Raw genomic sequence first — 19958 nt, forward strand, 5'->3', positions numbered from 1 at the left:
CCCAAGGGGGCGATCGTCGGCATCATCGGCCCGAACGGCGTGGGCAAGTCGACGCTGTTCCGCATGCTGATCGGCGAGGAAAAGCCGGATGCCGGCAGCATCGAGATCGGCGAGAGCGTCGAGCTGGCCTATGTCTCCCAGTCCCGCGAGGACATGGAGGACACCCGGACGGTGTGGGAGGAGATCTCGGACGGCTACGACCACATCACCGTGGGCAAGTTCGAGATGCCCTCGCGCGCCTACCTGGGCCGCTTCAACTTCAAGGGCCAGGACCAGCAGAAGTTCATGAAGGACCTCTCCGGCGGTGAGCGCAACCGCGTCCACCTGGCCAAGCTGCTCAAATCCGGCGGCAACGTGCTGCTGCTCGACGAGCCGACCAACGACCTGGACGTCGAGACCCTGCGGGCGCTCGAGACCGCGCTGCTGGACTTCCCGGGCTCGGCGCTGGTGATCTCGCACGACCGCTGGTTCCTCGACCGGATCGCCACGCACATCCTCGCCTTCGAGGACGACGGCTCGGTGATGTTCTTCGAGGGCAACTTCCAGGAGTACGAGGCCGACCGCAAGAAGCGCCTCGGCGACGCCGCCGACCAGCCCAAGCGGATCAAGTACACCCGACTGGCGGGCTGAATCGTCTCGTCCGGACCGGTTGCGGTCCGTGGGGCACCGGGAACGGCCGGGTAGCGTGTTGCGCTCCCGGCCGTTCTTCATTGGGGGAACCTCTGCACGAACGAACGGTAATTTCACTCTGGCTTACGGAGTCGTCCGCCCTCAAGGCACGCAGAGCGGTATTACTATTCGTGCAGAGGGTTCTTGGAGGGAGGGAGAAACGATGTCACGTCCGTTCGCCTTGCTGACGCTGCTCGTCTGGCTGACCGGCTGCGCCACGCACCCGGTCACGGGGCGCAGCCAGCTGATGATCATGCCCGAAGGCCAGGCCAACCAGATGGCCTACCAGGCCTATGCCCAGATGGCCGAGAAAGGGGATGTGCTGTCGCCCTCGGATCCGGCGAGCCGTCGCGTCGCCGGGATTACCCGGCGGATCATCCCGCATGCCGTTCGCATTCATCCGGAGGCCAGTCGCTGGAGCTGGGAAAGCCGGGTGTTCCGTGACGACAGCATCAACGCCTTCGCCATGGCCGGGGGCAAGATCGGTGTCAACACCGGCATGCTCGAGCGCCTTCGACCCACCGACGACGAGCTGGCCCAGGTGATCGCCCACGAGGTGGCCCATGCCGTCTCCGCCCACACGCGGGAGAAGATGTCGATCGCGATGTCCCAGGAGCTGGGCCTGTCCATGGCCACGGCACTCGGCGGCCTGGATGCCCGCACGGCGGAGATGGCCCGCCAGGCGGCCACGGTCGCGGTGGGCCTGCCCTACAGTCGGCGCATGGAAAGCGAGGCGGACGAGGTCGGTCTGCTGCTCGCCGCCCGGGCCGGCTTCGATCCGCGAGCGGCGGTGAGCCTGTGGCGGAAGATGCAGCAGGAGGGCGGGAGCGCCGGCCCGGAATGGCTCAGCACCCACCCGGACAGCGGCCGGCGTATCGAGGCGCTGCAACGCGCGATTCCGCGCGTGATGCCGATCTACCAGCAGGCGGCAGGCGGCCGGTAGCGGCGCGGTGCCGGGTCACTGTTCCGAGAACGCCAGCCGGATCTCGCGGGGGTGGAAGGGCTTGAGACTGCGCACGGCCAGTTCGTTTGCCGCCTCGCGCCGGATGACGAGTTGCTGCCGGGCCGGGCTGGCCGGGGTGTTGTTCGTCACCGGGTAGGGGGTGAAGAGGCAGCAGCCACCGTGCTCGGCGGCCAGCTTGAGGCGCCGCCTCAGGGCAAAGCCAATGGGGGGAAGCCAGGCGAGCACGAGCGGATAGACCCCGCTGCGCAGGATCTCCTCGACGGCCCAGCCGAGTTCGCGCGGGGTTTCCGGTTCGACCAGGAGCAGGGAGTCCAGCATCACGCCACCGCGCTGCCAACGCTCGGCACACAGGCGGGCCGGCGGGTTGACCAGCGCCACGCCCCGGTCTCGCGTCAGTTCGCCCAGCAGCGGCAGGAGGACATCCATCACGCCGAAGCCGAGTGAGGACCGGCACCAGGCCCGGTAATCGGACATCGGGCCGGTCCCCAGCCTGCCGAGCGGGTGCATGGGCCGCGAGTGGAGTGGATGGCCGCTGTAGAGTTCCATCAGTCCCTCCCGGGGCCAGCCACCGCCGAGCATCGCGTCGAGCGCCTGCCAGCCCGTGGGGTAGGGCGATGTCGCCGGGTCGGAATGCCCCGCCTGTCGTCCGCGCCAGATGTCATGGCGGGCGAGCAGGTCCGCGATACCGCTCGATGACACTGCCTGCTGTCCCATGATCCACCCCCGTCCGTTAGCCGTTGCGGGCCGCGCCGGTCAGTCGAGCGTCCGCAGGACGCCCACCACGCGACCCTCGATGATCAGCTCCTCGCGCCGCAGGTCGATCTCGACCGGCGACATCTCCGGGTTCTCCGGGATGAGTTGCACCTTCGCTCCCCGGCGCCGATAACGCTTGACCGTGACCTCGTCGGCCAGCCGGGCCACCACGATCTGGCCGTTGGTCACTTCCTCGGTGCGGTGCACGGCGATCAGGTCGCCGTCGAGGATGCCGACGTCCTTCATGCTCATGCCCCGGACGCGCAGCAGATAGTCCGCCCGTGGCCGGAACAGCGTCGGGTTGACCGGCACCCGGGTCTCGACGTGCTCCTCGGCGAGGATCGGGCTGCCCGCCGCGATGCGCCCGACCACGGCCAGTTCGTCCCTGCGGGAGGCATTCAGCACGCGAATCCCGCGCGAACGCCCGCCCAGCAGTTCGATCACGCCCTTCTTCTCCAGGGCGCGCAGGTGGCTCTCGGCCGCATTGGGGGAACGGAAGCCCAGCGCGGCATTGATCTCGGCGCGCGTCGGCGGCATGCCGGTCTCGTCGATGGTGTCCCGGATGAAGGCCAGTATCTCGGCCTGTCGTGGCGTGAGGCGAGGCGTCGGTTCCTGCTCGGTCATCGTGAACCCCCGGTGGTTGCTTTGGCATGATTGTACTGTAAATATGGACAGTGTTCATCGAATCCACCGCTGTCCGTCGAGTTCCCATGAGCAATACCGCCGCATCCGCATCAAGAAAGGCGTCGCCGGGAGAGGAGCCTCTCTGGCTGGCCCTGCGTTTTCCGGAGGCCTGGTTCGAGTCGCGCTGCCCGGAGGAAGACCGCTTTGTCAGGCCTCCGGCGGCACTGGTCGAGCGCCGCCCCGGGGTGCCTTGCGTGAAGGCGGTCAATGCCGCCGCCACCCGCTGCGGCGTGCGGCCCGGCCAGACGCGGCTGGTGGCGCAGTCGCGCTTTCGCGACGCGTCGTCGACCGGGGGCGCGGAACTGCGTTTCCTGGAGTCGGACGAGGCCGCCGTGGTGCACTGGATCGAGGGTCTCGGCGAGATTGCCATGCAGTACACCTCGCGGGTCTGTCGCCCGGAGGCCGAGGTCGCGCCCGGCCTGCTTCTCGAGATCGGCCGAAGCACGACCCTGTTCCACGGTCTGGAAAGGCTGCTCGAGCGCGTGTTGCGCGAGTTTCGCTCGCAGGGCCTGGTCGTTCGGTCGGCGGTGGCCCCCCACCCGCGGGTGGCCTGGGCGCTGGCAAGGGGAGGCGGTGAACGGGACGCCTGCGTCCGGGACCGCCGGCGACAGATCGAGGCCGTCTGTCGCTTGCCGTTGACGGCGCTCGACTGGCCGGCCGACTGGATTCTCCGGTTCACGGAAATGGGACTGTCGACCCTGGGGCAGTTGCGGCGTCTGCCGCGGGATGGCGTGGCCATGCGCTCCTCGCCGCGCCTGCTCGAGGATGTCGATCGCCTGTTCGCCGAGCGCGACTGGCAGTTGCCCGGCATCACGCCACCACTGCGTTTCGAGCGGGAGATCGGCCTGTGGGATCCGGCCGTCGGGGTCGAACGCCTGCTGCTCCTGTCGCGACGTCTGCTGGTCGAACTGGCGAGCTTCCTGCGGCGACGACAACTGGCGGTGGATGCCTTCGGCATCATGCTCTACCACGAGTCCGGGCCCCCGACACCACTGGACGTGCGAACGGCAGAAGGCGGGTGGGACGAACGCATCTGGATGGATCAGTTGCGTCTGCGCCTGCAGGCATTCACCGAACTGGCGCCGGTCACCCGCATCTGGATACGGGCCGAGCGCTTCATCCGGCCATCGCCCGGCCAGGTGGCCCTGTTCGAGGATGCGGCCGACCGGGAGCGTAACGAGCGCTCGCTTTGGCATCGACTGACAGCCCGCCTGGGGGATCGGGCCGTCACCCGGGTGCAGCCGTTGCCCGCCATCGTGCCGAGCCGTCAGAGTGGCCGGCTTGCTCCCGGCCAGCGGAAGACAAGGACGCATGCCGACCGGGGCGGCGATGTCCGCCCGGCCCGGCCGTTCTGGTGGCTCGAGTCCCTTGATCCCGTCAGGGAGCCGATCGAGCGATGGGGGGAGACGGAGCGCATCCAGACGAACTGGTGGGAAGCGGTGCCGGAGACGGCCGACTATCGTCCCGCCGACCTCGCCGACGGCCGTTCGGTCTGGCTGAGGCGGGATCTGGCGGCGGAGGAGGGGGAGGGGTGTTGGCGGTTGTCCGGGCTGGGAGGGTGATTCAGGGGTGCCCCCGGGCACCTGCGGAGCCGGGGCGCAGTCCCCGCCACTTCCACCACAGCATCAGGCTGACGAGCAAGCCGCTGCCACCGAACAGCAGGAAGAAGGTGGGCAACTGGATGTCGAACCAGGCGAACAGCACCATGCCCAGCAGGCTGCTGACCACCATCGCCAGCGCGTTCTGCACGTTCAGCAGGGCGATGATCCGGGCGCGCCGCGATGCCGTGGTTCGCGTCTGCAGGTAGCTGTAGAGCGGCACGACCAGCATGCCCGCGAAGAAACCGGTGGCCGCGATGTCCAGGCCGATGCGCAGCAGGCTCGGCGACTGCCCGACAACCGATGCGGCCAGGTACCAGTCCAGCGCCGCGACCGCCACCCCGAGCGACGCGAACGGAGCGAGTCCCAGGCGGGGACGCCCCGACGAGAGATACCCCACGGCCAGCCCCCCGGCCCCGATGCTCAGCGCAAACAAGGCGAGCAGGCCGGTTGCCCCGTCGGCCCCCAGTCCCAGCCATTCACGGGAAAAGCGCGGGAACTGGGTCAGGTAGCCCGCGCCGACGAACCAGAACCAGCTGATCAGCCACATCGCTTGGTGCAGTGCCGCCGGCTGGCGCCGCAGCAGGCGCCAGTTGAGGTACCAGCTCCGGATCGGTCCGGCAGGCGAGGAAACCGTGTCCAGCGCCGGGGCTGCGGGAATCAGGCGCGCTGCGATCACCCCGGCAATAGCCACGGCGATCACCACCAGGCTGGCCCACAGGGCCGCCATCTCGCCGGCTGCCGCCAGCAACCCGCCCGTCAGGGTACCGCCGAGAATGGCGACGAAGGTACTCGCGGTAACCCAGCCGTTGGCCCGCATCAGGTGGTCGGCCGGGATGTGCCGCGGCATGATCGCGTATTTGAGCGGACCGAACCATGCCGACTGCGTGCCCATGAGAAACACGAGCGCCAGCAGCAGCGGCACGCTCTGCAGCCAGAAGCCCACACCCGCCAGGCACATCAGCGCCAGCTCGGTCCCCTTGAGGATGCGGGCCAGCCGGGCCTGGTCGACCCGGTCCGTCAGGTGTCCCGCCATCGGGGAAAACAGCAGGAAGGGCAGGATGAACAACCCGGCGGCCAGGTTCATCAGCACGTCCACGTTGACCGACTCGTCCGTGCTGATGCGATAGGTGAGCATGAACATCACCGAGAAGCGGAAGGCGTTGTCGTTGAACGCACCCAGCGCCTGCGTTAGGAAGTAGGGCAGGAAGCGACGGGAAAGCAGGCGGACCGGGTCGGGGTGCGGCATCGGGCTCGGGGGCTGTTTGCGGATGGTGGCCGCATTGGAACATGCCGGCGGCATCGGCGAAACCGCGGCTGAGCGGGCCGGGTGATCGTCGGCGGACGTGCTACCGTTACCATCTTCCGAATTCACCGGATCAAACCGCGAGAGGATGGCATGACGGATACGGTCGATATCCAGGACCTGCTTGGATTCTGCGAACAGTTGCTCGAGCCCGAGAACTACCGGGACTATGCGCCCAACGGCCTGCAGGTCGAGGGCCGGCGGGAGGTGCGTCGGGTGGTGACAGGCGTGACGGCCTGCCAGGCCCTGCTCGATGCCGCGGTCGAGCAGGGTGCCGACGCCGTTCTCGTTCATCATGGCTACTTCTGGAAGAACGAGCCCGACGTGCTCACCGGGATGAAGCGCCGCCGACTGGCGACACTGATCGCGCATGACATCAACCTCGTCGCCTACCACCTGCCGCTGGACGGACACGAGGAGATCGGCAACAACGCCTGGCTTGCCCGGGAACTGGGTGTCAACGTCACCGGTCGTTTCGGACACCAGTCCCTTGCCGTGAGCGGGCGCATGGAAAGCCCGGTGACCACCGGAGACATGGCTGCGCGGATCGAGAAGCGGCTCGGCCGGTCTCCGCTGGTCGTGGGTCCCGACCACGAGATCCGGCGTATCGGCATCTGCACCGGCGGGGCGCAGGACATGATCGGCGACGCTATCGACCTGGGTCTGGATGCCTTCATCTCGGGCGAGATCTCCGAGCGAACCACGCACATGGCGCGCGAGGCCGGCGTCACCTACTTCGCCGCCGGGCACCATGCCACGGAGACGGGAGGCGTGCGTCTGCTCGGTGAACGCCTGGCAGCGGAGTTCGGCATTTCCCACCAATTCATCGACATAGACAACCCGGCATGAGCAGTATGAAACCCGCTCATGCCGGGTCATAAAGGGCTTCGGCAAGGTATTAAGCCGGCTTGTTTGACCCCCCGGACCGAGTGCTTAAACTAGCTCCGCCGTAAAACGGCAGATCCTGTGCATCGGGTTTTTCCCGCACGCGATATGCGGTGATCCACCGGCAGGCGAGCGGGTGCAGGGAAGCTCAAGATGCCCGCCAGAAACGCGAGCGGTCGGGTACCGAGGACACCCGCCCTGTTCGATCGACGGAAAACTTCGAGGAGTACGACGTAACAATGGCTGACTCTCCCTCCAACCCGGCTCGACGCCGGTTCCTGACCGGCGCGGCGTCGGCGGTCGGCGCGGTGGGCGTAGGCTTTGCCGCCGTGCCGTTCCTGAGTTCCTTCCAGCCCAGTGCCAAGGCCGAGGCGGCCGGTGCGCCGGTGGACGTGAATATCGGCAAGCTTTCACCCGGACAGATGACCACCGTCTCCTGGCGCGGCAAGCCGGTCTACGTGGTGCATCGCACCGACCGGATGCTCGAATCCCTGGCGGACGTCGAGGACAAGCTCAGGGATCCGGAATCCGCCAAGGTCACCCAGCAGCCCGATTTCGCGGTCAATCGCTTCCGCGCCCGCGAGGAGAACGAACGCTTCCTCGTCATCGTGGGCCTGTGCACGCACCTGGGTTGCGCGCCGACCTATCGCCCGGAAGTCGCCCCCGATGATCTCGGCGAGGACTGGAAGGGGGGGTTCTTCTGCCCCTGCCACGGTTCGAAGTTCGACATGTCCGGGCGGGTCTATCGCGGCGTTCCGGCACCGACCAACCTCGAGGTGCCCCAGTACGTCTACGCCAGCGAGGACATCATCACGGTCGGCGGGACCGAGGAGGAGTCGGCATGATCAGTAATCTCGGCAAATGGGTGGACGATCGCCTGCCGGTCTCGCGTTTCTGGAACGCGCACCTGGCGAAATACTACGTCCCCCACAACTTCAACTTCTGGTACTACTTCGGCTCGCTGCTGCTGGTGGTCTTCGTCCTGCAGATCGTCACCGGCATCTGGCTGACCATGAGCTACAAGCCCTCGGCCGAGAACGCCTTCACCTCGGTCGAGTACATCATGCGCGATGTCGAATGGGGCTGGCTGCTCAGGTACGTGCACTCGACGGGCGCGTCGTTCTTCTTCATCGCCGTCTATCTGCACATCTTCCGCGGGATGATGTACGGCAGTTACAAGAAGCCGCGCGAGCTCGTCTGGATCTTCGGCGTGCTGATCCTGCTGGTGCTGATGGCCGAGGCCTTCATGGGCTACCTGCTGCCGTGGGGACAGATGTCCTTCTGGGGGGCACAGGTGATCATCTCCCTGTTCAGCTCCGTCCCGGTCATCGGCCCGGACCTGGCGCTGTGGATCCGGGGTGACTACGTCGTCTCCGACGCCACCCTGAACCGTTTCTTCGCGCTCCATGTCATCGCGCTGCCGCTGGTACTCCTGTTCCTGATCGGCGGCCACATCATGGCGCTGCACGAGGTCGGGTCGAACAACCCCGACGGCATCGACATCAAGGAGAAGAAGGACAACCAGGGCAAGCCGGTCGACGGCATTCCGTTCCACCCGTACTACACCGTCAAGGACCTGTTCGGGCTGGGCGTGTTCATGTTCTTCTTCGCCATCGTGGTCTTCTACTGGCCCGAAGGCGGAGGCCTGTTCCTGGAGCATCCGAACTTCATTCCGGCCGATCCGCTGCAGACACCCGAGCACATCGCCCCGGTCTGGTACTTCGCCCCGCACTACGCGATCCTGCGCGCCGTGCCGGACAAGTTCCTCGGTGTGGTCGCCATGGTGGTCGCCATCCTGATCCTGTTCGTCCTCCCGTGGATCGATCGCAACCGCACCCGCTCGATCCGCTACCGCTCGCCGGCGTTCAAGGTGAACCTGTTCCTGTTTGCCGCGGCATTCATCGGCCTGGGTTACCTGGGTACCCAGCCGGCCACCGCGCTGACGACGCTGGCCGCCCAGACCCTTTCTGCCGTGTATTTCGGCTTCTTCATCGCGTTGTACTTCATCAGTCGTGGGGAGCGAACCAAGCCCGTGCCGGAGCGTTTGACATGATGCGTTTTACCTTTTTCATGATCGTGATTGGCCTGCTGGGCGCACCGAACGCGAAGGCGGCGAGCAGCGATGTTCCGCTGGAGGACGCCCAGGTGGACCTGGGTGACAAGGCGTCCCTGTATCGGGGTGCCCAGACCTTCATGGACAGCTGTGCGACCTGCCACAGCGCGAAGATGATGCGCTTCGGGCGGATCGGAGAGGATCTCGGGCTGACCGAGGAGCAGCTGGCGAAGCTCATGCCCACGGAGTTGAGCAAGCCGGGTGACGTGATCGAGACCAACATGCCGGGCGATTACGGCGAGGAAACGTTTGGGGTCGCCCCGCCGGATCTGACGCTCACGGCCCGCGCCCAGGGAGCCGACTGGATCTATACCTACCTGATCAGCTTCTACGAGGACCCCGACACACCCTGGGGCGTCAACAACGCCGTGTTCCCGCTGGTCGGGATGCCGCACGTGCTCGCCTCCGAGCAGGGGCTCAAGCAGCCGGTCTACGAGACCAAGGGCGACGAGAAGGAGCTCGTGGGTCTCGAGTCGCCGGAACGGGCCGGCAGCATGAGCGAGGAGGACTTCGAGCAGAAGATGCGCGACCTGACGGCGTTCATGGTCTACATGGCCGAGCCCGCCGCGCTCAAGCGTCACCAGTACGGACCGTACGTGCTGGCATTCCTGTTCATCTTCACGCTGATCATGTTTCTGCTCAAGAAGGAATACTGGCGCGACATCAAGCACTGATGGCGCTTCAGGGGCAGCGAGTGCCTGCCTGAACGTCCCGCGAACCCGGCCCCGAGGCCGGGTTTTTGTTATCATTGCGTTTTAACCATTGCACCATGGGAGGCGCCAATGGCGACCGTCAATCGTCGTTCGGTCATGACCTTGTTCACCAGCCCGGACTCCCCGGACTGTCACCGTACCCGGATCGTCCTGGCGGAGAAGGAACTCACCGCCGAGATCATCGACCTGTCCGAGCAGGAACCGCCCGAGGATTTCCACGATCTCTCCCCGGAAGGAACCGTGCCCGTACTCGCCGATCGTGACCTGGTGCTGACCAACGCACGCGTGATCATGGAATATCTCGACGAGCGCTTCCCTCATCCGCCGCTGATGCCGGTCGACCCGGTCAGCCGCGCGAAGGTGCGCACGGCGCTGTACCGGATCGAGAAGGACTGGTACGGCCTGCTGCCGGAGTTCGAACGGGGCGAGAAGACCGTGGCGCGCGCCCGCAAGCAACTCAAGGAAGGATTGCTTTCCGCCGCCCCGATCTTTTCCGCCATGCCGTTCTTCATGAGCGAGGAGTTCTCGCTGGCGGACGTTACCCTGGCGGCCCTTCTGTGGTACCTGCCCAAGTACGGCATCGAGCTCTCCGGACCCGGCGCCAAGCCGATCCTCGACTACATGGACCGGGTGTTCAGTCGGCCCACCTTCCAGGCAAGCCTGACCGAGGTGGAGCGCGAGATGCGCGAAGGCTACTGAGTTCCATGCTTTCCAAGCGTCCCTACCTCGTGCCGGCGTTCTACGACTGGATCGTCGACCAGGGCCACGTCCCGCATCTCGTCGTCAATGCCGGGGCGGACGGCGTGATGGTGCCCACCGCCTTTGTCGAGGACGGTCACATCCAGCTGAATATCGGCCCGAACGCCGTGCGTGATTTTCACATGGACCGCAGCGGCATCTCGTTCGAGGCACGCTTCGCCGGCCAGCCGGAGCGTATCTACGTGCCCATGCACGCGATCCGGGCGATCGTCGACCGGGATACGGGGCAGGGGGCCACCTTCCCCGACGAGCCCGGCGAGACCTTTCCGGATGCTGAGGGCGCGAGCGCCCCGATGCATCCCGAGAAGCCGACGGCGAAAAAGGGGGCCCATCTGCGGGCCGTGCCCGACAACGGGGCGGATCAGGCCATCGACGAGACCACCACCAACGAAAAGACAGGCCGGTCCGACCGTTCGCCGGACGATGATGACCCGGACGACCCCCCGCCCGGCGGCGGAGGCAAGGGCGGGCCGAGCCTGCGGGTGATCAAGTAAGCGGGATCACGTCGGCTTCCGGTCGGAATCGGGTTCGAACTGCAGGCAGACGCTGTTGATGCAATAGCGCCGCCCCGTCGGGGCCGGGCCGTCGTCGAACACGTGCCCCAGGTGGGCGTCGCAGCCGGCACAGCGCACCTCGGTCCGCATCATGCCGTGGCTGGTGTCGCGGCGGCTCGTCAGGGCATCCTCGTCCGCGGGCTCGAAGAAGCTCGGCCACCCCGTTCCCGAATCGAACTTGGCTGCCGAGTCGAACAGTTCGGTACCGCAGCACACGCAACGATAACGCCCGGGACGCTTCTCGGCATTCAGCTCTCCGGAAAAGGGGGCCTCCGTGCCGCCCAGGCGACAGACGCGATACTGTTCCCCGGTCAGCTTGTCGCGCCACTCGTCATTGCTCATCTCGCCCGTTCTCCCCTTGATGGATGTTCTGTCGTCAGCATAGACCGCCCGAGTCGAGACGGAGTACCTTGGTGACGATTGTGGTTCTCGGGTATCATCCGCATGTGGATCTTCCACTGCAGGAAAATGCAATAACCCATTGAGCAGGAAAAGGATAGGCTGAACAGGATGCCCGGATTGACCAAGCCCGCCATCTTCCGTCCGCAACTGGCGTTACTCGAGCTCGTGCTGCTCGTGATCGCGCTGTTGCTGGGTGTCTATCTGGTCGCTCTGCTCAGCTATGATGCCGCAGACCCCGGCTTCAGCTCCACGGGCAGCCAGTCGGTGCAGAATGCCGCCGGCCTGGTTGGCGCCTACGTGGCCGACTTCTCCCGTTATCTGCTGGGATTCGGTGCCTACGCCGTGATCCCGGCCGTCCTGCCGCTGCTGTGGCGTACCTTCCGACGCGCCCGTCGCGGGGATCCGTGGCTGGATCTGATGTTTGCCACGCAGACGATCGGCGCGGTCCTGCTGGTGCTGTGCGTGAGTGTACTGTCTGCCATCAACCATGCGCCTTTCGAGGCACCCGCGGGCCTATCTGCCGGTGGGGTCGTCGGCCTGGTGCTTGCCGACGGGCTGGTTCGCATGCTGGGCGCACTGGGCAGCACCCTGGTGCTGCTCGGTCTTGCCATGCTCGGTATTTCGGCGACGACCGGCCTTTCCTGGTTTGCACTGTTCGACCTGATCGGCGCCGCACTGCTCAGGACGATCTCGCTGGTCCGGGCGGGGGCAACGTGGCTTGCCACCCGGCTGTCCTTCGGTGGCAAACGTGCCCCGGACCCCATCCCGGAGATCGGTGCCAGCTACGCGGAAGTCGAGCAGAAGCGCAAGCGGCGCCCGGCCGTGCCGAAGAAGACCGTGACACCGCCGCCGGCACGGAAGTCCGTGTCCGCACCGCCCCCGAGGCCGCCGGCCGGCAATGCGGCAAAAGGCAGCGGCAAGCAAAAGTCGCCCCAGCCGGAACTGGGCACGGCCGACGGCAAGCCGATCCTCGAACTTCTGGATCGTCCGGTCCATCAGTCCGCGGGGTTCGACGAGAACGAACTCCGGCACATGTCGGAAGTGATCGAGGCACGTCTGTCGGAGTTCGGTGTTTCGGTCGAGGTCGTCGCCGCCCATCCGGGCCCGGTGATCACGCGCTTCGAGCTCCAGCCGGCACCCGGGGTGAAGGTGAGCCAGATCTCCAATCTGGCAAAGGACCTCGCGCGGGCGCTGTCGATCGTCTCGGTGCGCGTGGTGGAAGTCATTCCCGGCAAGTCGACCGTCGGTCTGGAGATCCCCAACGTTTCCCGGGAAATCATCGCCCTGCGGGAGCTTCTTGAATCGAAGCGCTACCGCGACGCCCGTTCCCCGCTGACCGTGGCGCTGGGCAAGGACATCGGCGGCGAACCGATCATGGCCGATCTCGCCCGCATGCCTCACCTGCTCGTCGCCGGGACGACGGGTTCCGGCAAGTCGGTGGGCGTGAACGCGATGATACTGAGTCTGCTCTACAAGGCGACGGCGGAGGAAGTCAGGCTGATCCTGATCGATCCCAAGATGCTCGAGCTGTCGGTCTACGAAGGCATCGGCCATCTGCTGGCCCCCGTGGTTACCGACATGAAGGACGCCTCCAACGCGCTGCGCTGGGCCGTGGGCGAGATGGAGCGTCGCTACAAGCTCATGGCGCACCTCGGCGTGCGCAACATCGCCGGTGCCAACGAGAAGATCCGCGCGGCCATCCAGCGGGGCGAGCCGATCAAGGATCCGTTCTACAACCATGCCGAGGCGCTGGACCCGGATCTGCCGCCGCCGACCCTGGAGCCCATGCCGTATCTGGTCATCGTGGTCGACGAGTTTGCCGACATGATGATGGTGGTCGGCAAGAAGGTCGAGGAGCTGATCGCCCGCCTGGCCCAGAAGGCCCGCGCCGCCGGTATCCACCTGATACTCGCCACCCAGCGGCCTTCGGTGGACGTGATCACCGGGCTGATCAAGGCGAATATCCCAACGCGGATTGCCTTCCAGGTGTCCTCCAAGGTCGATTCGCGCACCATCCTCGACCAGATGGGCGCCGAGCATCTTCTCGGCCACGGTGACATGCTCTACCTGCCGCCCGGCAGTGGCATGCCGATGCGGGTCCACGGGGCATTCGTCAGCGATGACGAGGTCCACCGTGTGGTCGAGGCGCTGAAGACCCTCGGGGAACCGGAGTACGTCGAGGAGGTCCTTTCGGAGGAGACGGCCGCCAACGTGACGCTTCCCGGCGAGAAGCCGGTGCGCCCGGACGGCGAACAGGTCGACGAGCTCTACGATCAGGCCGTGGCGATCGTCACGGAATCGCGCAAGGCGTCGATTTCCTACGTCCAGCGACGTCTCAAGATTGGTTACAATCGCTCGGCCCGGCTGGTCGAGCAGATGGAAGAGGACGGCATTGTCGGCTCCCTGGGGGCCAATGGCAGCAGGGAAGTGCTCGCGCCACCACCGCCGCCGGGTTGATCCGCCGCCGGTACCCGTTCCGCATTCCCTTTTCTTTCGCGTGGTGACCCATGACCAACAATCCCTGTTCTGTCCTCCTTCGCCGGTTTTCGAGCCCGCTGCTCGCGGTGGTCATGGTGATGGCATTCAGCCTGTCCGGGCTGTCTGGCGTCGCTGCCGAACCGCCCGGCAGTACCGACGAGCTGGTCGATTCCCTCGCCTCGATCGAAACCTTTGCCGCGAATTTCGAGCAGGCCCGCATCGATTCCCGGGGTAACGTCGCCCGCGAATCGGCCGGAAAGTTTGCGATTGCCCGGCCGGACCGTTTCCATTGGCGTTACGAGACCCCCCACGTCCAGGAACTCACCGCGAGTGGCGGCACGCTCTGGGTCTACGAACCCGATCTTCGCCAGGCGACCCGTTCCCCCCTGGATTCGGGCACGGCGGCCCCCATCGCCATACTGATGGGCGACCGGCCGATCGAGGACGTGTTCCGCATTCGTGAACTCGGTCGTGACGACGGCGAGTTGAGCTGGTTCGCTCTCGAGCCACGCGAGGAAAGCGGGGATTTCCGCGAGGTCCTGCTGGGACTGGACGGTTCGGGGCTCAAGGAAATGCGCTTCATCGACCAGCTCGATCAGACCACCCGCGTCGTCCTCTCACAACGGCAGTTCAACCGGCCCGTGGACGACGACCGCTTCCGTTTCGACGTGCCGGAAGGGGTGGACGTGGTCGAGGCCCGGGAACCGCCACGGATGCAGTAGGGCAGTCGATGGGGCCGCAGGACGATCTTTTCGGTGACACGCCGTCGGCGCAGGCTTCCGGGCCCTCGGCGCCTGAACCGGCGCGTGCATTCCGCCCCTTGGCCGATCGGATGCGGCCGCAGACGATCGAGGAGTTCGCCGGGCAGGTTCGCGTGGTGGGCGAAAGCGCGCCGTTGCGGGTTGCCATGGAGAAGGGGCAGGCGCATTCCTGCCTGCTCTGGGGGCCGCCCGGGGTGGGCAAGACGACCCTGGCGCGCCTGTATGCCGATCGACTCAACGCGGAGATTGTCTACATGTCGGCCGTCGAGGCCGGCGTGCGCGAGTTGCGCGGTGTCATCCAGGCCGCGAAGGACCGTCGCGCGACCAACGGTCGGCTGACGGTCCTGTTCCTCGACGAGATCCACCGTTTCAACAAGTCCCAGCAGGACCAGCTGCTGCCCTCGGTCGAGCGGGGCGTGCTGGTGCTGGTCGGTGCGACCACCGAGAATCCTTCCTTTTCCCTGAACAATGCCTTGCTGTCGCGCCTGCGGGTCTACCGGCTCGAGCCGCTGGACGACGAGGCGCTGGAACGCCTGCTCTCCCGGGCGCTGGCGCACCCGCAGGGCGTGGTCGAGACGACAGGGGGCGTGCCGCTGCGCATCGAGCCGGCGATCCGGGCACGCCTGGTGGCCACCGCCGACGGCGACGCCCGGCGGCTGTTGACCCTGCTGGAGCTCGCCGCCCAGCTGGCCGACGAGTCGGACGACGGCGAGGAAAGGATCGTCGGGGAGGCCACCCTGGAGGCGCTGGTGCAGCAGTCGCCGCGACGGTTCGACCAGGGCGGAGACGAGTTCTACGACCAGATCTCGGCGATGCACAAGTCGATTCGTGGCTCGAACCCGGATGCCGGGGCCTACTGGCTGCTGCGCATGCTCGATGGCGGGGCGGACCCGGCCTATCTCGCCCGCCGCCTGGTACGTATCGCCTCCGAGGACATCGGCAACGCCGATCCTCGCGCCCTCGAAATCGCCCTCAACGCCTGGACCGCCTACGACCGGCTCGGTGTACCCGAAGGGGAACTGATGCTCACGCAGGCGGCCATGTACCTGGCGGTCGCCCCCAAGAGCAATGCCGTGTACAAGGCCCACAACGCGCTGCTCGCGACGGTCCGGGAGCGGGGTTCGGACCCGGTGCCCATGCACCTGCGCAATGCACCGACGTCTCTGATGGAAAGGGAAGGCTGGGGGAAGGGGTATCGCTATGCCCACGACGAGCCCGATGCCTACGCCGCCGGCGAGACTTACCTGCCCGATGGCATCGCCCATCAGCGCTATTACCAGCCGGTCGAGCGTGGGCTGGAGCGCATGATCGCCGAGCGGATGGCGCACTGGGACGAGCGTGACGAAGCGGCGGGTGCAGGAGAACGCCGCAGCGGGTGAGCGCCGGGACGGGAATCAGGTCTCGAGTTCGACACCCTCGATGCGAAGCAGTTTGCGCTTGATCCCGGTGCCCAGTGCATAGCCGCCCAGGTGGCCACCGGCGGACAGCACCCGATGGCAGGGGACGAGTGGCGGCCAGGGGTTGGCATTCACCGCCTGACCCACGGCGCGCGCCGCGCCCGGTTGCCCGATCCGGGCGGCCACCTCCCCGTAGCTGACGGTTTCACCGACGGCCAGCGCGCACAGCGCCCGCCAGACCCGACGCTGAAACGCCGTCCCGATCGGCGGAAAGGCCGGGTCATCCAGCCAGTCGACGGCCCTGCCTGCGTCCGGCCAGTTGCGTAGCGCCTCGATCACCGACCCGCTCACCGCACTCGCCGTCATTTCTCCCGATGCCCGGCTCTCCATTGTCAGCCGGATGCGCGTCACCGCGTCATTACGAATGCTCAAGGCGGCGTGAAGGCCGGTGTCCCCGAGCGCCACGGCGTATTCAGTGGCCCGGTTCACGGATCAGCACGCCGGCCGTGCGCCGCACCAGCGGGGCGGTGAACAGCACGATGGTGAAGGCGATCGGCCAGGCGATGATCCAGGCATGGGCGAAACGCCCCGCGTAGCCCGGCTCCGCTCCCGTGTTGATGAAGGTGACGATCGCCGTCATCAACGTCGCCATCACCAGCGACATCAGCAGGGAGAAGACGACGTGGAACAGACGTGCAGGAAAGATCACGGCATAGCCTCCTCGTTGCGCCTATTCTGCATGCTCGGCTTTTCTGCGCTTGCCGGGAAACAGCTTCTCGGTGCCGGTCTGCAGCAGTTCGAAGAACATCGGGATGAACAGGATCGCGACGTAGGTGGCGAGGATCATGCCACCGACGATGGGCGTGCCAAGCGAGTTGCGTGCCGCCTCGCCGGCGCCGGTAGCCAGGGCCAGCGGCAGTACGCCGAGAATGAAGGCCATCGAGGTCATGATCACCGGACGGAAGCGGATACGGGCGGCCTTGAGGGCGGCTTCCTTGATCGAAAGACCATCCTCGATGTGCATCTTCGAGGCGAACTCCACCACGAGGATGGCGTTCTTCGCCGACATCGCGATAAGAACCAGCAAACCGACCTGGAAGTAGATATCAATGTTCAGGCCCCGCATCCAGATCGCGAGCAGTGCGCCGAGCACGGCAAACGGCACCGCAGTGATGACGGCAAAGGGCAGGGACCATCGCTCGTACTGGGCGGCCAGGATGAGGAACACCATGATCACGCCGAGGAGGAAAGCGATCGCTCCGGCGGAACCGCTGGACAGTTCCTGGAAGGCCGAACCGACCCAACCGAGGGTGTAGTCGCCGCCGGCGAGCGTGTCGTCGATCACCTCCTGCATGGCATCCAGAGCCTGGCCCGACGAATAGCCCTCGGCCGGGTTGCCCATGATCTTGGCGGCGGGGAAGATGTTGAAACGGTCGATGACGTCCGCCCCCGTGGTACGGGTCAGGTTGGCCACGGAGCTGATCGGTACGAGTTGCTGGTTGCCGCTGCGGACGAAGACATTTTCGAGATCCTGCGGCTCCGCGCGGAAATCGGCGTCAGCCGCCATGTTGACCTGGAAATTGCGACCGTAAAGCGTGAAGTCGTTGATGTACCGAGTACCGAACGTGCCCTGCATGGTGCGGAACACGGCGGCGACAGGCACATCGAGCGCGTAGGCCTGTTCCCGGTCGACATCCATGCGGAACTGGGGCGTCTTGTCGACGAACGTGGTGCGCACACCGTCGAGCTCCGGGCGCTTGTTGGCCGCCTCGACAAGAGCATTGGCCGCCTCGGCCAGCGCCTTGACGTCCCCCGACCCGCGTTGCTGCAGATAGGCCTCGAAGCCGCCGGTGGTCGACATGCCGCGGATCGGCGGTGGAACGAAGGCCATAACCTGACCTTCCTCGATCTGGCTGCCGGCTCCCATGGCCTTCTTGACTGTGGCCTGGACGCTCTGGTCATCATCGGGGCGTTCCGACCAGTCTTTCATGCGCGTGAAGGCCACACCCTTGTACGGGCGTTGAGTGCCGGCCAGCAGGTCGAAGCCGGCAAAGGCGACCTGCATGTGCACGTCCGGGTTCTCGCGGATCATCGACGAGTATTCATCCCGGACCTCGTTGGTACGCGTTAGGCTCGCGGCCGGATCGAGGTTCAATGTTGAGATGAAATAACCCGGATCTTCCTCGGGCACCAGACCGGTCGGCGTGCTGCGGAACAGCAACACCGCGGCGACCACGACGCCGGCAAAGATCAGCAGCCCGATCGGCCAGGCGACCAGGAAGAAGTGCACCAGCTTCATGTAGCCGTTGCGGAAGGCATCGAAGCCGCGATTGAAGATGCGGAAAGGCAGAACCGGTTTCTTTTCCTTGTGATCCTTCAGCAGCAGGGCGGTCATCGACGGGGTGAGAGTCAAGGCGACGACGCCGGAAAGCACGACCGAGATGGACAGCGCAACGGCGAACTGACGGTACATCTCGCCGGCCAGGCCGGGAATGAACGCCACGGGGACGAAAACGGCCAGCAGGACCAGCGTGGTGGCCACGATCGGGCCGGTGACCTGTTCCATCGCCTTGATCGACGCATCCCGGGCGCCGAGACCCTCTTCTCGCATCAGGCGTTCGACGTTTTCGATCACGATGATCGCGTCGTCGACCACGATGCCGATCGCCAGCACGAAGCCGAACAGGGTCAGCAGGTTGATCGACATCCCGGATAGATAAAGACCGGCAAGCGCGCCGATCAATGCGACCGGGATCGCGACCAACGGGACGATCGTGGCTCGAGGCTTCTGCAGGAAGACGAAGATCACCAGCGTGACCAGGATCAGCGCCTCGAGGAATACCTTGAGCACCTCCTCGATCGAAATCCGCACGAAATCAGTCGTGTCCAGAGGAATCCGGTAGTCCATGTCGCCGGGGAAGCGTTCGGACAGCTCCTTCATCTGCTCGCGGACCTCCGCCACCGTGTCCATGGCGTTGGCCCCGGGGGCGAGGTAGAGACCCATCGGGACGGAAGGGGAGCCGTTGTACGTGGCGTTGAATCCGTAGGTCTTGGTGCCCAGTTCGACTTCCGCCACGTCCTTGAGTCGTAACGTGCCGCCTTCTTCCGAGGAGCCGATGATGATGTTCTCGAACTCCTCGACCTCGCTGAAGCGCCCTTCGGAGGTAATCGTGTAGGTGAATCCCTCACCTTCCTTGTTGGGCGAGTCGTTGAACTTGCCCGCGGCGAACTGGGCGTTCTGCTCGCTGATCGCCTCGGCCACATCGTCCTGGGTCAGGTCGAAATGGGCCAGCTTGGCCGGATCGAACCAGACCCGAAGGGAGTAGTCCTGTGCGCCGAACAGTCGGGCATCCCCGATCCCGGGTACCCGCTTGAGCGAATCGATGATGTTGATCAGCCCGTAGTTGCTGAGAAACTTGGTGTCGAACTCCTCGTCCTCGGAGATCAGGGTGATGACCATCAGCAACGAGCTGCTCTTCTTGTTCACCACCACGCCCTGATCGCGCACCTCCTGCGGAAGCTGGGGCAGGGCGCGCTGCACGCGGTTGTTGACGTCGATCGTGGCCTGATCCGGGTCGGTGCCGGTGGCGAAGGTCACGGAAAGGTTCATCTCCCCGGCATCGGAACTGCCCGACGTCATGTACAGCATGTCGTCGACGCCGTTGATCGCCTGCTCGATCGGTGCGGCGACGGATTCGGCTATCGTGCCGGCATCCGCCCCGGCGTAGGTCGCCCGGACCTCGACTTCGGGGGGGACGATCTCCGGATACTGCTCGATGGGAAGGCCCGTGAAGGCCGCGCCGCCCGCGATCATGATCACGATCGCCAGCACGGTGGAAAAGATCGGGCGGTCAATGAAGAACTTGGAAAACATCGGGGGTCTCCGATGCCCTCGTCAGGAGGGCGTCACGGGCAGGTTGAG

Annotated in this window: 19 protein-coding genes; 12 read left to right on the top strand and 7 right to left on the bottom strand. The window is 65.9% G+C overall.

Going from position 1 to position 19958, the window contains the following annotated elements; all coding sequences use genetic code 11:
- On the top strand, positions 1 to 630 hold a 630-nt coding region (locus tag ACLFMY_RS01870), incomplete at its 5' end, for an ATP-binding cassette domain-containing protein (RefSeq protein WP_410762814.1).
- 202 nt (positions 631 to 832) lie between these two features.
- Positions 833 to 1612, top strand: coding sequence for a M48 family metallopeptidase (locus ACLFMY_RS01875; protein ID WP_410762815.1), 780 nt, complete (start codon positions 833 to 835; stop codon positions 1610 to 1612).
- A 15-nt stretch (positions 1613 to 1627) separates the two neighbouring features.
- Here ACLFMY_RS01875 and ACLFMY_RS01880 read toward each other — a convergent pair whose 3' ends face one another.
- Complete coding sequence (locus tag ACLFMY_RS01880) at positions 1628 to 2347, bottom strand: hypothetical protein (protein WP_410762816.1); 720 nt, start codon at positions 2345 to 2347, stop codon at positions 1628 to 1630.
- Positions 2348 to 2386: 39 nt separating this feature from the next.
- Positions 2387 to 3010 (bottom strand): transcriptional repressor LexA, encoded by a 624-nt coding sequence (gene lexA, locus ACLFMY_RS01885; RefSeq protein WP_410762817.1) that lies wholly within the window; start codon positions 3008 to 3010, stop codon positions 2387 to 2389.
- A gap of 86 nt (positions 3011 to 3096) precedes the next feature.
- Here lexA and ACLFMY_RS01890 point away from each other — a divergent pair, with 86 nt between their 5' ends.
- Positions 3097 to 4632 (top strand): Y-family DNA polymerase, encoded by a 1536-nt coding sequence (locus ACLFMY_RS01890; protein ID WP_410762818.1) that lies wholly within the window; start codon positions 3097 to 3099, stop codon positions 4630 to 4632.
- Between the two features lies 1 nt (position 4633).
- On the opposite strand, the gene ACLFMY_RS01895 is transcribed toward ACLFMY_RS01890, so the two are convergent.
- Positions 4634 to 5917 (bottom strand): MFS transporter, encoded by a 1284-nt coding sequence (locus ACLFMY_RS01895; protein WP_410762820.1) that lies wholly within the window; start codon positions 5915 to 5917, stop codon positions 4634 to 4636.
- Between the two features lie 150 nt (positions 5918 to 6067).
- On the opposite strand from ACLFMY_RS01895, the gene ACLFMY_RS01900 reads away from it, so the two are divergent.
- From ACLFMY_RS01900 to ACLFMY_RS01925, 6 genes are all read left to right on the top strand, one after another.
- Positions 6068 to 6823 carry a Nif3-like dinuclear metal center hexameric protein gene (locus ACLFMY_RS01900; protein WP_410762822.1) on the top strand — a complete coding sequence of 252 codons (756 nt, stop codon included), beginning with the start codon at positions 6068 to 6070 and terminating at the stop codon, positions 6821 to 6823.
- Positions 6824 to 7098: 275 nt separating this feature from the next.
- On the top strand, positions 7099 to 7704 hold the full coding sequence (gene petA, locus ACLFMY_RS01905) for a ubiquinol-cytochrome c reductase iron-sulfur subunit (RefSeq protein ID WP_410762823.1): 606 nt from the start codon (positions 7099 to 7101) through the stop codon (positions 7702 to 7704).
- Positions 7701 to 8912: a cytochrome b gene (locus ACLFMY_RS01910; RefSeq protein ID WP_410762824.1), complete on the top strand. Its 1212-nt coding sequence runs from the start codon at positions 7701 to 7703 to the stop codon at positions 8910 to 8912. The genes petA and ACLFMY_RS01910 overlap by 4 nt, the downstream gene beginning before the upstream one ends.
- Positions 8909 to 9646, top strand: coding sequence for a cytochrome c1 (locus ACLFMY_RS01915; protein ID WP_410762825.1), 738 nt, complete (start codon positions 8909 to 8911; stop codon positions 9644 to 9646). The genes ACLFMY_RS01910 and ACLFMY_RS01915 overlap by 4 nt, the downstream gene beginning before the upstream one ends.
- Before the next feature lie 108 nt (positions 9647 to 9754).
- Entirely contained in the window at positions 9755 to 10384 is a 630-nt protein-coding gene (locus tag ACLFMY_RS01920; protein ID WP_410762826.1) for a glutathione S-transferase N-terminal domain-containing protein, read from the top strand.
- A gap of 5 nt (positions 10385 to 10389) precedes the next feature.
- Positions 10390 to 10938: a stringent starvation protein B gene (locus ACLFMY_RS01925; protein ID WP_410762827.1), complete on the top strand. Its 549-nt coding sequence runs from the start codon at positions 10390 to 10392 to the stop codon at positions 10936 to 10938.
- A gap of 6 nt (positions 10939 to 10944) precedes the next feature.
- Here ACLFMY_RS01925 and msrB read toward each other — a convergent pair whose 3' ends face one another.
- Positions 10945 to 11340 (bottom strand): peptide-methionine (R)-S-oxide reductase MsrB, encoded by a 396-nt coding sequence (msrB, locus tag ACLFMY_RS01930; RefSeq protein WP_410762828.1) that lies wholly within the window; start codon positions 11338 to 11340, stop codon positions 10945 to 10947.
- A gap of 168 nt (positions 11341 to 11508) precedes the next feature.
- Between msrB and ACLFMY_RS01935 the strand changes: the two genes are divergently transcribed.
- From ACLFMY_RS01935 to ACLFMY_RS01945, 3 genes are read left to right on the top strand one after another with little or no spacing between them, the layout of a single operon-like run.
- Positions 11509 to 13857: a DNA translocase FtsK gene (locus ACLFMY_RS01935; RefSeq protein ID WP_410762829.1), complete on the top strand. Its 2349-nt coding sequence runs from the start codon at positions 11509 to 11511 to the stop codon at positions 13855 to 13857.
- A 50-nt stretch (positions 13858 to 13907) separates the two neighbouring features.
- A complete protein-coding gene (lolA, locus tag ACLFMY_RS01940) occupies positions 13908 to 14600 on the top strand; it encodes an outer membrane lipoprotein chaperone LolA (protein WP_410762830.1) in 693 nt (230 codons plus the stop codon).
- Positions 14601 to 14608: 8 nt separating this feature from the next.
- Positions 14609 to 16018, top strand: a complete 1410-nt coding sequence (locus tag ACLFMY_RS01945; RefSeq protein WP_410762831.1) for a replication-associated recombination protein A — start codon at positions 14609 to 14611, stop codon at positions 16016 to 16018.
- Between the two features lie 15 nt (positions 16019 to 16033).
- Here ACLFMY_RS01945 and ACLFMY_RS01950 read toward each other — a convergent pair whose 3' ends face one another.
- From ACLFMY_RS01950 to ACLFMY_RS01960, 3 genes are read right to left on the bottom strand one after another with little or no spacing between them, the layout of a single operon-like run.
- Complete coding sequence (locus ACLFMY_RS01950; protein ID WP_410762832.1) at positions 16034 to 16525, bottom strand: methylated-DNA--[protein]-cysteine S-methyltransferase; 492 nt, start codon at positions 16523 to 16525, stop codon at positions 16034 to 16036.
- Positions 16509 to 16745 (bottom strand): DUF2798 domain-containing protein, encoded by a 237-nt coding sequence (locus ACLFMY_RS01955; protein WP_410762833.1) that lies wholly within the window; start codon positions 16743 to 16745, stop codon positions 16509 to 16511. Before ACLFMY_RS01955 ends, ACLFMY_RS01950 begins: the two co-directional genes overlap by 17 nt.
- A 21-nt stretch (positions 16746 to 16766) precedes the next feature.
- Complete coding sequence (locus ACLFMY_RS01960; RefSeq protein WP_410762834.1) at positions 16767 to 19910, bottom strand: efflux RND transporter permease subunit; 3144 nt, start codon at positions 19908 to 19910, stop codon at positions 16767 to 16769.
- Positions 19911 to 19958: the final 48 nt, after the last annotated feature.

The organism is Guyparkeria sp., from assembly GCF_046545975.1.
In the GTDB taxonomy this organism is placed as follows: Bacteria; Pseudomonadota; Gammaproteobacteria; order Halothiobacillales; family Halothiobacillaceae; genus Guyparkeria.

Excerpts from the sequence above, each read along its gene's own strand:
- ACLFMY_RS01875 (WP_410762815.1), top strand. The coding sequence starts at position 833 with ATGTCACGTCCGTTCGCCTTGCTGACGCTGCTCGTCTGGCTGACCGGC.
- ACLFMY_RS01880 (WP_410762816.1), bottom strand. The coding sequence starts at position 2,347 with ATGGGACAGCAGGCAGTGTCATCGAGCGGTATCGCGGACCTGCTCGCC.
- lexA (WP_410762817.1), bottom strand. The coding sequence starts at position 3,010 with ATGACCGAGCAGGAACCGACGCCTCGCCTCACGCCACGACAGGCCGAG.
- ACLFMY_RS01890 (WP_410762818.1), top strand. The coding sequence starts at position 3,097 with ATGAGCAATACCGCCGCATCCGCATCAAGAAAGGCGTCGCCGGGAGAG.
- ACLFMY_RS01895 (WP_410762820.1), bottom strand. The coding sequence starts at position 5,917 with ATGCCGCACCCCGACCCGGTCCGCCTGCTTTCCCGTCGCTTCCTGCCC.
- ACLFMY_RS01900 (WP_410762822.1), top strand. The coding sequence starts at position 6,068 with ATGACGGATACGGTCGATATCCAGGACCTGCTTGGATTCTGCGAACAG.
- petA (WP_410762823.1), top strand. The coding sequence starts at position 7,099 with ATGGCTGACTCTCCCTCCAACCCGGCTCGACGCCGGTTCCTGACCGGC.
- ACLFMY_RS01910 (WP_410762824.1), top strand. The coding sequence starts at position 7,701 with ATGATCAGTAATCTCGGCAAATGGGTGGACGATCGCCTGCCGGTCTCG.
- ACLFMY_RS01915 (WP_410762825.1), top strand. The coding sequence starts at position 8,909 with ATGATGCGTTTTACCTTTTTCATGATCGTGATTGGCCTGCTGGGCGCA.
- ACLFMY_RS01920 (WP_410762826.1), top strand. The coding sequence starts at position 9,755 with ATGGCGACCGTCAATCGTCGTTCGGTCATGACCTTGTTCACCAGCCCG.
- ACLFMY_RS01925 (WP_410762827.1), top strand. The coding sequence starts at position 10,390 with ATGCTTTCCAAGCGTCCCTACCTCGTGCCGGCGTTCTACGACTGGATC.
- msrB (WP_410762828.1), bottom strand. The coding sequence starts at position 11,340 with ATGAGCAATGACGAGTGGCGCGACAAGCTGACCGGGGAACAGTATCGC.
- ACLFMY_RS01935 (WP_410762829.1), top strand. The coding sequence starts at position 11,509 with ATGCCCGGATTGACCAAGCCCGCCATCTTCCGTCCGCAACTGGCGTTA.
- lolA (WP_410762830.1), top strand. The coding sequence starts at position 13,908 with ATGACCAACAATCCCTGTTCTGTCCTCCTTCGCCGGTTTTCGAGCCCG.
- ACLFMY_RS01945 (WP_410762831.1), top strand. The coding sequence starts at position 14,609 with ATGGGGCCGCAGGACGATCTTTTCGGTGACACGCCGTCGGCGCAGGCT.
- ACLFMY_RS01960 (WP_410762834.1), bottom strand. The coding sequence starts at position 19,910 with ATGTTTTCCAAGTTCTTCATTGACCGCCCGATCTTTTCCACCGTGCTG.